Raw genomic sequence first — 12,905 nt, 5'->3', positions numbered from 1 at the left:
TGTGGATCTGACGGCTCCCCGCAGCCACGGATCGGTCTCCATCCGGCTCGTGCGGCAGCGCGACGCGCGCGTGCTGCAGAACGAGCTGCTGTCCAACCGCTCCTGGTTGCGTCCGTGGGAGGCGACCAGCCCCGACGGGCCGGTGTCGTTCGACATGCGCGTGGGCGTGCGGCGTCTGCTGCAGCAGTACCGCGACGGCGCCGGTGTGCCCTTCGTGATGGAGTCGGCGGGCGAGATCGCCGGCCAGCTGAACGTCTGGGGCATCGCGCGCGGGTCGCTGGCGTCGGCGACGATCGGCTACTGGGTGAGCGAGCGGTTCGCCGGGCGCAACATCACCCCGACCTCGGTGGCGCTCGCGACCGACATCTGCTTCACCGAGCTGCGCCTGCACCGCATGGAGATCTGCATCCGTCCGGAGAACCGGGCGAGCCTGCGCGTGGTCGAGAAGCTGGGCTTCCGGTACGAGGGGCTGCGGCGCCGGTACATCCACATCGACGGCGACTGGCGCGACCACTACGCGTTCGCCCTCGTGCGCGAGGACGTCCCCGAGGGCGTCCTGCAGCGGTGGGTCTCGGGCCGCGCCCCGCAGGACGCGGCGACCGTCCCGCCCGCCGACCGCCTGCACGCGTAGCCGGTCGCGACACGAGGTGGCGCGCGCCGTGCCGCCAGGTGCCGCCCGCCCGCCGATCCGGTCCGCGCGCCGACAAGCTTGCGTGACACGCCACCCGGGTGCCGGGGACGGCGGCACCGCGTCCCTTACCGTGGTCTGCATGGGTGGGCAGGTATGGGGTGGGGGAGTGATCGTCCTCGTGGCGGTCGCCCTCTGGCTCGTGTACCTGCTGCCGTCCTGGTACGGAAGGCGCCAGTACGACGCCGCCGAGCGCAACGCCGTCCGGCTGAATCAAGCTCTGCGGGTGCTCGCCGAGACCAGTGAGACGCCCGAGGAGGTGCGCCTCGAGCTGAACGCCCGCACCGCCGCCGCGCAGCAGCGCCTGGCCAAGCGCGCCCTCGCCGAACGTGAGCAGGCGGCGCTGGAGCAGGCTCGGGTGGATCTGGAGCGCGCCCGCATCGAGCGGGAGGCCGCTGAGGCGGCCGCGCGCGTGGATCGTGAGCGTGCGCGTGCCGAGCGCGTGGCCGCGGAGGCCGCTGCGCGTGCCGAAGTGGAGCGTGCTCGCGCGGAGCGTGCCGCTACGGAGGCGGCAGCCCGCGCCGAACTGGCGGCCGCGCGGGCCCTTCCGGCGCTTCGCCGGGCCCGCGCGCGTCGCCGTTTGCGGCTGTTCGCCACGGTGGTGGGGCTCGCTGGGCTGGGTGTCGGTGGCTGGGGCGTGTTCGAGACGGTGACGGTCGGTGCGCAGACGCTGCTGTGGGCAGGCGCCGGCATGGTCGGGGCATCCCTCATCGTGCTGCACCGGATGTCGCGCGTCGCTGCTCGCGCCGAAGCGCGGGTGACAGATGCCGCGCCGCGAGCTGTCGCCGTCGTCCAGGACGTCGCCCTGGAGTCCGCGTCGCGGGCATGGGAGCCGCGCGAGCTTCCCCGCCCGCTCACGGCGTCGGCGGGCTCGCGCGCTGCCGCGGTGCTGGACGCCGAGGCCGCACGCGAGGCGCTCCGTCAGGCCGCGGTCGAGGAGGCGATGCTGAGTCGCACCGCCGCGGAGCAGCCGCCTTCGATCGACACCGCGCGCACCGCGCGAGCGGCGTCGTCCGACACCGAGTTCGCCCGGATGGGCTACGTCGACGACGCCGAGATCGAGGCCCACGTGCGCCAGCTTCTGACCCGCCGCGCGGCCGGTCAATAGGTCCGTCGCCGCCTCTCGTGATTCGGAGGCGTGCGTCCAACCGTGATAGTGTTTCTGAGGTTCAAGGGCCTGTGGCGCAGTTGGTAGCGCGCTTCGTTCGCAATGAAGAGGTCAGGGGTTCGAATCCCCTCAGGTCCACGAAACGACAGCCCCCGGCCGAAGCAGCAGCTTCTCCGGGGGCTTCGTGATTTCCGCCGCCACGTGCCTTAGTCAGTGGCCGGAGCCGCCGGGAGGCGCCGGGTAACGTACACCGCTGCCCCAGCCGATCTCCCAACCATCGCTGTCGTCGAAGTACTCGGCGAACGACACCGGAAGGGCGTGCTCGGGTTCGACGAGCGCCACCAGTCCCGCGAACCAGTCGGCGTACGCGGGGTCGCCGGACGCCGCCTCTGCCGACGGAAGGGCCCGCAGGATGAGGTCGGCCACGGCTGCTGGCGGTGTCATCGCGTCCACCACACCGCCGGCGAACTCCGTCTCGGCGCCGGAGGTGTACTGGATCGTGGTGTCGGGGTGGTCGACGTCGGACAGGACCGCCCGCCAGTACATCCCGGACGGTGCGATTCCCGGCCGCACGCGGATCCCGTGGTAGCCCCGGCGGTGCAGCTCTCGCACGCCCTGCAGGATGCGCACGGACGTGGTCATGACGAGGGCCGAGGAGATCTCGCGGTGCGCCCCTTCGTCGAACGCCACGAGGCGAACCTCTTCGGCCGACGTCGGCGTGAGCGCGATGGTGTCGATCGCCGTGGCGATGGCCTCGCGTCGCGGCCAGGCGTAGACGCCGGCGCTGATGAGCGGGAATGCGACGCTGCGTGCACCCAGTTCATCGGCGACCTCGAGGGACCGCCGGTAGCAGGACTCGAGGAGTCGCCTGTCTCGTTGGCCGGCACCGTAGTTCGGACCGACCGTGTGCACGACCCACTTCGCCGGCAGTGCGCCGGCGGTGGTCCAGCCGGCATCGCCCGTGGCGAGCCCATGCGGGAACCGTGCGATGCAGTCCCGCAGGATCGCCGGGCCGCCGGCCCGGTGGATCGCCCCGTCGACCCCGCCGCCGCCGCGCATCGCATTGTTGGCGGCGTTGACGATCACGTCGGTGGCCTGGGCGGTGATGTCACCGTGGACGGCGACGAGCGTGGTCATGATCGTCAGGCGGCCGTCGCCTGGGCGGCCGCGCGAGCCGCCGCCGGGAGGGCCTCGACGATTCGAGCGACCGCCGCGTCGTCGTGGGCGGCCGAGACGAACCAGGCTTCGAACACCGACGGCGGCAGCGACACCCCCTGCTCCAGCATCGCGCGGAAGAACGGCGGGTAGCGGAACGACTCCTGTGCCCGCACCGTGTCGTAGTCGACCGGCGGTTCGGCGGCGAACTGGACGGAGAACAGGTTGCCCGAGCGCTGCACGACGTGCGTGACGCCGGCTTCGGAGAGAGCGGATGCCGCGGCATCCGCGATCGTCGACGCGGCGGCGTCGATACGGGCGTAGGCGGCGGCATCCAAGTGGTCGAGCGTCGTGCGACCGGCGGCCACGGCGAGCGGATTGCCGCTCAGCGTGCCCGCCTGGTACACCGGCCCGAGCGGTGCGAGCAGCTCCATCAGGGCTGCGGGACCACCGAGCGCCGCCAGCGGCAGCCCGCCGCCGACGACCTTGCCGAACGTGATGAGGTCGGGGGCGAACGGCACCGGATCGATGCCGTACCAGCCGGCCGGTCCCACGCGGAAACCGGTCAGCACCTCATCGAGGATGAGCAGCGCGCCGTGTGCGTGCGCGATGTCGGCCAGAGCGGCGTTGAAGCCGTGCGACGGCGGCACGATCCCCATGTTGGCGGGGGCGGCCTCGACGATCACCGCGGCGATGTCGTCACCGCGCGCGGCGAAGACCTCACGCACGGCATCGACGTCGTTGTAGGGGATGACCAGCGTCTGCGCAGCGATCGGCGCCGGGACCCCGGCGGAGCCCGGCATCGCGAGGGTCGCGACGCCGGAGCCGGCCTCGGCCAACAGGCCGTCGGAATGGCCGTGGTAGTGGCCGGCGAACTTCACCACGAGATCGCGTCCGGTCGCGCCGCGTGCGAGGCGGATCGCCGTCATCGTGGCCTCGGTGCCGGTGGACACGAGTCGTACGCGCTCGACCGGGTTCGCCACGCCGTCGCGGGTGACGCGCGCGGCGATGAGCTCTGCCAGCTCCGTCTCACCGGGCGTGCTGGCACCGAAGCCGAGACCGTGCGCCGCGGCATCCTGAACCGCCTTCACGACGGCGGGATGCGCGTGCCCGAGGATGGCCGGACCCCACGACCCGACGAGGTCGACGTACTCGCGCCCCTCGACGTCGGTGACGTACGGTCCCGACGCAGCGACGAAGAAGCGCGGCGTCTCGTGCACCGATCCGAACGCGCGGACGGGCGAGTTGACGCCGCCCGGCATCGCGCCGCGGGCGCGGGCGAACTCCTGCGCGTTGGTCGTCATCGGATCCACTCCGCGAGCTCCAGCGCCCAGTACGTGAGCACGGCGTCGGCGCCCGCGCGGCGGATGCCGATCACCGACTCCTCGATGGCGCGGCGGCGGTCGATCCAGCCGTGCGCGGCCGCAGCCTCGATCATCGAGTACTCGCCCGACACCTGGTACGCCCACACCGGCACCGGGCTCGCCGCCGCGGTGTCGGCGAGCACGTCCAGGTAACTCATCGCGGGCTTGACCATCACGATGTCCGCGCCCTCGGCGATGTCGAGGTCGACCTCGCGCGCGCCCTCACGGCGGTTCGCCGGGTCCTGCTGGTACGTGCGGCGGTCACCCTGGAGGGAGGACTGCACCGCCTCGCGGAACGGCCCGTAGAACGCGGAGGCGTACTTGGCGGCGTACCCGAGGATCGGGGTGTCAGCGAAGCCGCCGGCATCCAGGGCATCGCGGACCGCGGCGACCTGGCCGTCCATCATGCCCGAGAGGCCGAGAAGCTGCGAGCCGGCCTCCGCCTGGGCCAGACCCATCTCGCGGTAGCGCTCGAGCGTGGCGTCGTTGTCGACGTACCCGTTCGCATCGAGCACGCCGCAGTGGCCGTGGTCGGTGAACTCGTCGAGGCACAGGTCCGTCTGCACGACCAGCGCATCGCCGGCTTCGGCGACCGCGATGCGCGTCGCGACGTTGAGGATGCCGTCGGGGTCGGTCGCGCCGGAGCCCACCGCGTCCTTGTGTTCGGGCACGCCGAACAGCATGATGCCGCCGATGCCGGCGGTCGCGGCATCCGTCACGGCCTGCTTCAGGCTCTCGGTGGTGTGCTGCACGACGCCGGGCATGGACGAGATCGGGATGGGTTCGCCGGCTCCTTCGCGCACGAACATCGGCAGGATCAGCTCGGCGGGGTGCAGGCGAGTCTCGGCGACCAGGCGCCGCATCGCCGGCGTCGACCGCAGACGGCGCGGGCGCGCGGTGGGGAAGCGGGGGGTGAGGGGCCGGCCCCCTCGGAGCGGGACGCGGTCACGGGCGTTCTCCGGTCAGGCCGGCGGCGCCGGCATCCAGCAGTTCACGGGCGACGGATGCCGCGACCTCGCGCGACGGATCGCCCTCGTTTTCGGGCCACGTCGTCGCGTGCGACGAGGTGAGCGCCGTGGCGCCGTCGAGGCTGTAGACGCTCGCCGAGAGGAGGAGCAGGCCCGCATCGACGACGGCGTGCGCCCCGACGGGAGCCGAGCAGCCGGCCTCCAGGAGAGCCAGCACCTCGCGCTCGGCCTCCACGCCCGCGCGCGTCTCGGCGTGGTCCAGCACGTCGACAAGGGATTCCTCGCCGCGGCGCACCTCGACCGCGAGTGCTCCCTGTCCCGGCGCGGTCGGCCACGCGTCGGGGTCGAGGTACTCGGTCACCACGTCGGTGCGGCCGATGCGACGCAGGCCCGCGGCGGCCAGGATGACGGCATCCAGTTCGCCCGCGCTGACCTTGCCCAGGCGCGTGTCGACGTTTCCCCGGATGTCGACGATGTCGAGGTCGGGACGGCGGGCGCGCAGCTGCGCCATGCGTCGCGGCGACCCGGTGCCCACGCGGGCGCCGGCCGGCAGCTGTTCGAGCGTCAAGCCGTCGCGTGCGCACAGTGCGTCGCGGGGGTCCTCGCGGGCAGGGATCGCGGCGATCACGAGCTGGTCGTGCGGCGCGGTGGGGAGGTCTTTGAGGGAGTGGACGATGACGTCGCACTCGCCGGCCAGCAGGGCATCGCGCAGGGCCCCGGTGAACAGGCCCGTGCCGCCCGCGCGTGAGAGCGGCTCGTTGGAGCGGTCGCCGTGGGTGGTGATGGTGATGAGCTCGGTCGTCACGCCGGTCGCGTCGGCGAGGTCGTCCGCGAACATCTGCGTCTGCGCCAGCGCCAGCTGACTGCCGCGCGTGCCGATGCGAAGGGTGGTCACGCCAGCACCTCGGCGATCTCGTCGAGGCCGATGCGACGGCCGGTGAAGAAGGGGACCTCTTCGCGCACGTGGCGGCGCGCCTCGGTCTGGCGCAGGTCCCGCATGAGGTCCACGAGCTCCACGAGCTCGGGAGCCTCGAGCGCGAGGATCCACTCGTAGTCCCCGAGCGCGAACGACGCGACGGTGTTGCTGAGCACGCTGCGGTGGGCGGCGCCCTTGCGTCCGTGGTCGGCGAGCATCTGCCGGCGGTCCTCGTCGGGAAGGATGTACCAGTCGTACGACCGGACGAACGGGTAGACCGTCAGCCACGCCTCGGGATCCTTGCCGCGCATGAACGCCGGCAGGTGGTTGGCCGAGAACTCCGCGTCGCGGTGCACGCCCATGGCGTTCCAGACCGGGAGCAGAGAGCTCAGCGGCTGGGCGCGGCGCAGGGTGCGCAACGCCGCCTGCAGCGCCTCGGGCGCGACGCCGGTGCCCGTGAGCCAGATCATGAGGTCGGCGTCGGCGCGAAGGCCCGAGACGTCGTAGAACCCTCGCACCGTGACTCCGGATGCCTCGACCTCCGCGACCGCACCGCTCAGGTCGCCGGCGGCAGCCGGTGCGGCAGGGTCACGTCGGAACACAGCCCACAGCGTGTAGCCGAGGGTTTCGGAGGGGGGATTCGCCGAGAGATCGGTCATACCTCCATCCTTTCATCCCCTCGGCCAGGCGGCCGGTCGGGTCGGTGAACCGACGACGTGGGTCGCGGCATCCTCGACTGCACGGGTTGGTGTCGAGTGCACGGGTTGGTGGCGCGAAGATGTCGTGCGTTGGGCGGTAAGTCGTGCACTCGGCGGCGTGGGCCGGACGAGGGCTGGCCGGCACAGGCGGAGGGTCGGGCAGGCCGGGAGCGAGGACGTGGGTGTCGGCATCCTCGACTGCACGGGTTGGTGTCGAGTGCACGGGTTGGTGGCGCGGGGAAGTCGTGCGTTGGGCGGTAAGTAGTGCACTCCGCGGCATGGCGAGGCTGCATCGCCGCGGGGCCCGAGGCGCTGCGCGGACGGGTGGGCGGCGCGGGGGAGGCAGTGCGGTCGGCGGCTACCGGCGTGGTCGGCGGCGAGCGATGCAGCCGGCGCGTCAGCGGGCGAGCACCGGGTCAGCGGGCGAGCACCGGGTCAGCGGGCGAGCAGCACGGCCGCGGTGCGCTCGGCGTGGGCGACGATGCCGGCCAGGCCCGACCCGGCGACCGTCTCGCCGACCACCGCGAGCCCGGACGGGGGAGCGGATGCCGGAGCCGGCCGCACCCACGACACCACGGCGCTGTCGACGACGACCGGCAGAGGCACCCCGAGGAGGGCCTCCGCATCGGTCCGCGCGGTCGAGGCGGGGTCGACAGGCGTCTGGTCGTACGAGAGGCGCAGCACGTGGCGGCCGCCCGCGGCCTCCCGCAGCCACGCCCACTTCGCGGTGGCGTGGGTGAGGGCCCGTGCACCGACCGTTGCCCCGTCGGCGACGAGCAGGCCGGTGCCGCGGGGTGCGGCATCCAGCTCATGCTGCTCGACAACGAGCGTCACGAGGTCGATGCGCCGGCCGGGACCCGCCGCGCCCACCATGCCGGGCGCCGCGACGACGACCGTGCCCGGCAGGCTCGACGGGTCGGCGACGGGCGAGCGCAGAAGGATGTCTCCGCCGAGGCGCTCGAGGTCGCCCGACAGGGCCGGCACCAGCCGGTGGATGCCGCCGCGGATGCCGGCGACGGCCGCCCCCGGGGGAGCGGCCGCCCGCAGCCGGGCCACCGCGCCGCCGAGAGAGCCGGCGTCTGCCACCGCCGCCGCGAGCCCGGGGTGCGCACGCGCGACCGGGAGGTCGTCGGGGTGACGCGAGTGGACGCCGTGCACGACGGGCGCGACGAGGCGGTCGAGCATCTCCGCACCCATGCGCTCGCGCACCAGGGCTCCGAGCGTCGGGGGCACCTCGGCGACCGGACGCGCGTCGAGGTCGGCCGCCTTCTCGGCCGCCGGCGCGCCGATCACCCGCACGACGTCGGCGGCGCGCGGATCGGACGGGATGCCGAGCAAGGCCGTGGCGGGAAGCGGCACCGGCTCGCCGGCCACCGGCTGCAGCCAGGCCGGGCCGGGCGCGGGGGAGACGATGTCGCCGGCCATGCCCAGCTCGCCGAGCAGCGCCTCGACGGTGCCGCCGCGCACCGCGAAGCTCTCGGCTCCGGCATCCAGTCCGATGCCCGCGACCTCATGCCGGGCCACCGTGCCGCCCAGGCGATCGGATGCCTCGAACACCCTCACCGTCGCCCCGGAAACGGCCAGCCGCCGCGCGACGACGAGTCCCGCGATTCCGCCGCCGACGACGGAGAAGTCAGCCATGTGCGTGCACGAACTCCACGATGCGGGTGAGGACGGCGGGATCGGTATCGGGCGGCACGCCGTGGCCGAGGTTGAGCACGTGTCCCCGCGCGGCGCGTCCGCGTTCGAGCACGTCGACGATGTGGGCCTCGAGCACGGGCCAGGGCGCGCGCAGCAGCGCGGGGTCGATGTTGCCCTGCACGCTGACGTCGGGGCCGAGGCGCCGGACGGCCTCGTCCAGAGGCAGGCGCCAGTCGATGCCCACCGCGTCCACGCCGACGTCGCGCATGGCGGCCAGGAGCTGCCCGGTGCCGACGCCGAAGTGCACGAGCGGCACGCCGAGGGGGCGCACCGGGTCGAGTGCCCGTGAGGAGAACGGGGCCACGTGCCGCGTGTAGTCGGCGAGGCTCAGCGAACCCGCCCACGAGTCGAACAGCTGACCCGCCGACGCGCCCGCCTCGATCTGGGCCGAGAGGAACGCGCCGGTGATCTCTGCGCACCACGTCAGAAGCGCCGACCAGGTGTCGGGGTCGGAGTGCATCAGCGCACGCGTCTTCAGCTGCTCCTTCGACGGGCCGCCCTCGACGAGGTACGACGCCAGCGTGTACGGGGCACCTGCGAAGCCGATCAGCGGGGTCGCGCCGAGCTCGGCGACCGTGAGGGCGACGGCCTCACGGATGGGTGCCAGCGATGCCGGGTCGAGCGGGGGGAGCGCGGCGACGTCGTCAGCCGTGCGGACGGGATGCTCGAGCACCGGGCCGCGGCCGGCGACGATGCGGACGTCGACACCTGCCAGCCGGACGGGGATGACGATGTCGCTGAAGAAGATCCCGGCGTCGACACCGTGGCGGCGCACCGGCTGCAGGGTGATCTCACTGGCGAGCTCGGGGTTCAGGCAGGCGTCGAGCATGTCGGTGCCGACCCGCAGTTCGCGGTACTCCGGCAGCGAACGCCCCGCCTGACGCATGAACCATACCGGAGTGCGGTCGGGCCGCTCTCCGCGATACGCGCGTATCAGCGGAGGGGGGTCGTTTCTCTGGAGGACGGAGGGGTGAGAGCCATGCAGATGCACACGTTAAGATTAGAGTCGTGCTCCTCTGTCTGACCGCGAACCATCGGAACGCGAGCCTCGACGTCTTGGAGCGTCTCTCCGTCGGTGCACCGACGGCCACGCGGGCGCTCGTGCAGGACGAGCTGTTCGTGTCGGGCGCCGTCGTGCTGGCGACCTGCAACCGCTTCGAGGCGTACCTCGACATCGATGAGCCGCTGACCGGCGGCGAGGCCGTCGCGGTCGAGTCGGTCGTCGAGGCGATGGCCGAGGCATCCGGCGTCTCCGCGGATCTGCTGCGCGCATCGGTCGCCGTGCATCAGGGAGCGGATGCCGCAGCCCACCTGTTCGCTGTCACGAGCGGGCTGGAATCGGTCGTGGTCGGTGAGGACGAGATCTCGGGTCAGGTGCGGCGCGCGCTGGATGCCGCGCGGATCGAGGGCACCACGAGCAGCGAGCTGGAGCGGCTGTTCCAGAAGGCGACGCACACCAGCCGCGGGGTGCGTAACCGCACGCAGCTGCGCGGAGCACACCGATCCCTCGTGCGTCTCGCGCTCGAACTGGCCTCGAGCCGCATCGCCGACTGGGCCGCCGCCCGTGTCGTGCTGGTCGGCACCGGCCGTTACGCCGCCCGCACCGTGGATGCGCTGCGCGCGCGTGGTGCCGGCGACATCCACGTCTTCTCCCCGTCGGGGCGCGCCGAGGCGTTCGCCGCGCAGCGCGGACTGATCCCCGCGACCGACTTCGCCGCGGCCGCCGCCGACGCCGACGTCGTGATCACGTGCACGGCCGATGCGGTGGTGCACGCCGACGCGTTCGCGCCCGGTCACCGCGTGCTCGTGATCGACCTCGGCCTGCCGCGCAATGTCGATCCTGCGGTCGGCGCCGTCGAGGGGGTCGAGCTGCTCGACCTCGAGACCATCCGTCTGCATGCGCCGCTCGAGCAGTTCTCGGCGCACGCCGACGCCCGCGCGATCGTGGGGGATGCCGCGACCGAGTTCCACGCCGACCGCCTCGCCGGGCCCGCGATCAGCGCGCTGCGCGGCGACGTGCTGAAGATCGTCGAGGACGAGATCGCCCGCGCCCGCTCGCGCGGCGCCGGAGACGACGTGGAGGCCGCGCTCCGGCACCTCGCCGGGGTGCTCCTGCACCGCCCCTCTGTGCGCATCCGGGAACTGGCGGTCGAGGGACGCATCGAGGAGGCGCGCGCCGCCCTCGAGCTGCTCCATGGTCTTTCCATCGATGCGCCGGGCGCCGACGCCGACGACGACGGGCTCTGGGCGACCGCCTGAGTCGTCGCTTCGAGCGCACTGACGCTGGGCTCTGCATCCCAGCATCCGCTGATCCCGGCCCGCCGGCATCCGCTGATCCTCGCATTCGTGCACCCACTGGTCCCTGCATACCGGCATCCGTGATTCTAAAGACACCTTGCGAAAGAAGTCTTTAGAATCTACGGTGGTCGCGTGACCGACGATCGTCCCTTCCCGCGCAGTGCCCGTCGCGAGCGCATCACCGACCCCGAGCGCATCCGCGCACTCGCACACCCGGTGCGCATCGCGCTGCTCGACTATCTGGGCGATGTGAGCGAGGCGACCGCCACGCAGTGCGCCGAGGCGCTGGGAGAGTCGGCGGCGAGCTGCTCGTTCCACCTGCGCATGCTCGAGAAGTACGGCTACATCGAGCGAGCTGAGCGGCGCGGGCGTGAGAAGCCGTGGCGTGTCCGGGTCGCAGACTTCGACATGCGCCCCGATCCCGACGTTCCGGGCTCGCTGCTGGCGGTGCAGGCGGTCGCCTCGCTCGGGCTCGAGTCGGAGTTCCTGCGCGCGATGGACTGGTTCTCGCGGATCGATCGGGAATCCGACGAATGGGTCCAGGCGACGACGTTCACGCGCTCATCGTTCTGGGCGACCGCCGAGGAACTGGCCGAGTTCAGCCGTGAGGTGCAGAACCTCACCGACCGTTTCGCCGGACGGCACACGGACCCGTCCAAGCGCCCGCCGGGTGCGCGGTACTCGCGGTTCTTCGCCGTCGTCAATCCCGAACCGGAGGCGGACGCGTGACCGAGGCATCGGCCCGCGGCAGGCTCCGGCGTCCGGCTGCGTGGTCGGCGGAGGGGTTCCCTCGCCTGGCGGCGGCGTGGGTCGCCACCAACCTCGGCGACAGCGCGCTGTACCTCATGATCGCGGTGTGGGTGAAGGAGCTCACCGGATCGGACGTCGCGGCAGGATTCGTGTTCGTCGCACTGGGCTTTCCGGCGGTGCTGGCGCCGTTCATCGGCATGATGGCCGACCGGATGCCGCGGCGCCGGCTGCTGGTCTTCAACAATGTCGCGCTCGTGCCCGTCGTGCTGGCGCTGCTGCTCGTGTCGGACGCGAGCCGGCTGTGGCTCGTCTACCTCGTCGTCTTCCTGTACAGCGCCGCCGGGTACGTCACCGCGTCCGCACAAGCCGGGATCATTCGCGCGATGCTGCACGACGACCAACTGGCTTCCGGGAACGGCGTGCTCTCGACGATCGACAACGGCCTGCGGCTCGTCTCACCGCTCATCGGCACGGCGCTCTATGTCTGGCTCGGCGCGCCGGCCGTCATCGTGCTGACCGCGTCGTGCTTCGCGGTGGCCGCCGTCATCGTGGCGACGCTTCCGGTCGGCGGGTCGGCACCGGAACCGGAGCAGCGGAAGAGCTACCTGCGAGAACTGGTCGCCGGCTTCGGTCAGCTCTTCGCGCCGCACACGCTTCGCGTGGTCACCATCGCCGCGGCCATCGGGTTCGGCGCGACCGGGCTGCTCAACATCGTCGTCTTCCCCGCGCTGGATGCGATGCACGCCGATCCCGCGGCGATCGGTGTGCTGGTTCCGATCCAGGGTGCCGGCGCGGTCCTCGGCGGGATCGCGTCGGCGACCGTCGTGACGCGTGCGGGCGAGGGGCGCGCGACGGCCCTCGGCCTTGTGCTCGTCGCTGCCGGCAGCGTGCCCTTCGCATTCGAGTCGGTCTGGCTGGCCGGCGTCGGCATGTTCGTCATGGGCGTCGGCATCCCCGTCACCGTCGTCGCGTTCGCGACGCTTCGTCAGCGGCTGACGCCCGACCGTCTGCAGGGCCGCACCGGTGCAGCCGCGAACGTCATCGTGAACCTGCCGCAGACCCTCGTCTCCATCGTCGGGGCGGGGCTGCTCACGGTCGTCGACTTCCGCGTGCTGATCTGGGTGACGGTCGGTGCCGTGCTCGGGGGCGCCGGGACGGCGCTGCTCGCGCGGAGGCCGGCTGCGCGAGCGGCGGCCGTGGAATGACCCGATGCGGTGAGGGGAACGCGATCGAACCCTTGCGTGGCATCGAACATATGT

12 protein-coding genes and 1 tRNA gene are annotated in these 12,905 nt (G+C 72.5%); 6 read left to right on the top strand and 7 right to left on the bottom strand.

The genetic code is table 11. The features are described from left to right. Position 1: 1 nt before the first annotated feature. The 3 genes from C9992_RS05460 (at position 2) to C9992_RS05450 (ending at position 1,934) form a co-directional block, all read left to right on the top strand. Complete coding sequence (locus C9992_RS05460) at positions 2–631, top strand: GNAT family N-acetyltransferase (RefSeq protein ID WP_106814486.1); 630 nt, start codon at positions 2–4, stop codon at positions 629–631. Between the two features lie 139 nt (positions 632–770). Continuing rightward, on the top strand, positions 771–1,796 hold the full coding sequence (locus tag C9992_RS05455) for a large exoprotein (protein ID WP_106814485.1): 1,026 nt from the start codon (positions 771–773) through the stop codon (positions 1,794–1,796). 65 nt (positions 1,797–1,861) lie between these two features. Further along, positions 1,862–1,934 (top strand) — tRNA-Ala (locus tag C9992_RS05450). Between the two features lie 72 nt (positions 1,935–2,006). Here C9992_RS05450 and C9992_RS18535 read toward each other — a convergent pair. The 7 genes from C9992_RS18535 to hemE form a co-directional block, all read right to left on the bottom strand. Then, entirely contained in the window at positions 2,007–2,933 is a 927-nt protein-coding gene (locus tag C9992_RS18535; RefSeq protein WP_200826220.1) for a macro domain-containing protein, read from the bottom strand. A gap of 5 nt (positions 2,934–2,938) precedes the next feature. Continuing rightward, positions 2,939–4,255: a glutamate-1-semialdehyde 2,1-aminomutase gene (hemL, locus tag C9992_RS05440; protein WP_106814484.1), complete on the bottom strand. Its 1,317-nt coding sequence runs from the start codon at positions 4,253–4,255 to the stop codon at positions 2,939–2,941. After that, positions 4,252–5,178 carry a porphobilinogen synthase gene (hemB, locus tag C9992_RS05435; protein ID WP_235008000.1) on the bottom strand — a complete coding sequence of 309 codons (927 nt, stop codon included), beginning with the start codon at positions 5,176–5,178 and terminating at the stop codon, positions 4,252–4,254. Before hemB ends, hemL begins: the two co-directional genes overlap by 4 nt. 82 nt (positions 5,179–5,260) lie before the next feature. Continuing rightward, positions 5,261–6,178 carry a hydroxymethylbilane synthase gene (gene hemC / locus C9992_RS05430; protein ID WP_106814482.1) on the bottom strand — a complete coding sequence of 306 codons (918 nt, stop codon included), beginning with the start codon at positions 6,176–6,178 and terminating at the stop codon, positions 5,261–5,263. Continuing rightward, positions 6,175–6,858, bottom strand: a complete 684-nt coding sequence (gene hemQ, locus C9992_RS05425) for a hydrogen peroxide-dependent heme synthase (RefSeq protein WP_106814481.1) — start codon at positions 6,856–6,858, stop codon at positions 6,175–6,177. The genes hemC and hemQ overlap by 4 nt, the downstream gene beginning before the upstream one ends. 474 nt (positions 6,859–7,332) lie before the next feature. Next, entirely contained in the window at positions 7,333–8,538 is a 1,206-nt protein-coding gene (locus C9992_RS05420; protein ID WP_106814480.1) for a protoporphyrinogen/coproporphyrinogen oxidase, read from the bottom strand. Then, positions 8,531–9,589: a uroporphyrinogen decarboxylase gene (gene hemE, locus C9992_RS05415; protein ID WP_106814479.1), complete on the bottom strand. Its 1,059-nt coding sequence runs from the start codon at positions 9,587–9,589 to the stop codon at positions 8,531–8,533. Before hemE ends, C9992_RS05420 begins: the two co-directional genes overlap by 8 nt. A gap of 17 nt (positions 9,590–9,606) precedes the next feature. Between hemE and C9992_RS05410 the strand changes: the two genes are divergently transcribed. From C9992_RS05410 to C9992_RS05400, 3 genes are all read left to right on the top strand, one after another. Continuing rightward, positions 9,607–10,857 carry a glutamyl-tRNA reductase gene (locus tag C9992_RS05410; protein WP_106814478.1) on the top strand — a complete coding sequence of 417 codons (1,251 nt, stop codon included), beginning with the start codon at positions 9,607–9,609 and terminating at the stop codon, positions 10,855–10,857. Between the two features lie 171 nt (positions 10,858–11,028). Continuing rightward, on the top strand, positions 11,029–11,625 hold the full coding sequence (locus tag C9992_RS05405) for an ArsR/SmtB family transcription factor (RefSeq protein WP_106814477.1): 597 nt from the start codon (positions 11,029–11,031) through the stop codon (positions 11,623–11,625). Beyond that, positions 11,622–12,851, top strand: a complete 1,230-nt coding sequence (locus C9992_RS05400; protein WP_106814476.1) for an MFS transporter — start codon at positions 11,622–11,624, stop codon at positions 12,849–12,851. The genes C9992_RS05405 and C9992_RS05400 overlap by 4 nt, the downstream gene beginning before the upstream one ends. Positions 12,852–12,905: the final 54 nt, after the last annotated feature.

It is taken from the genome of Microbacterium timonense (assembly GCF_900292075.1).
In the GTDB taxonomy this organism is placed as follows: domain Bacteria; phylum Actinomycetota; class Actinomycetes; order Actinomycetales; family Microbacteriaceae; genus Microbacterium; species Microbacterium timonense.
The sequence above is the reverse complement of the archived record's forward strand: the minus strand, read 5'-3'. Positions and strand labels throughout refer to the sequence as shown.

Bases quoted from the DNA above. Each gene is read 5' to 3' on its own strand.
- hemL (WP_106814484.1), bottom strand. From the start codon at position 4,255: ATGACGACCAACGCGCAGGAGTTCGCCCGCGCCCGCGGCGCGATGCCG.
- C9992_RS05455 (WP_106814485.1), top strand. From the start codon at position 771: ATGGGTGGGCAGGTATGGGGTGGGGGAGTGATCGTCCTCGTGGCGGTC.
- hemQ (WP_106814481.1), bottom strand. From the start codon at position 6,858: ATGACCGATCTCTCGGCGAATCCCCCCTCCGAAACCCTCGGCTACACG.
- C9992_RS18535 (WP_200826220.1), bottom strand. From the start codon at position 2,933: ATGACCACGCTCGTCGCCGTCCACGGTGACATCACCGCCCAGGCCACC.
- hemB (WP_235008000.1), bottom strand. From the start codon at position 5,178: ATGCGGCGCCTGGTCGCCGAGACTCGCCTGCACCCCGCCGAGCTGATC.
- C9992_RS05420 (WP_106814480.1), bottom strand. From the start codon at position 8,538: ATGGCTGACTTCTCCGTCGTCGGCGGCGGAATCGCGGGACTCGTCGTC.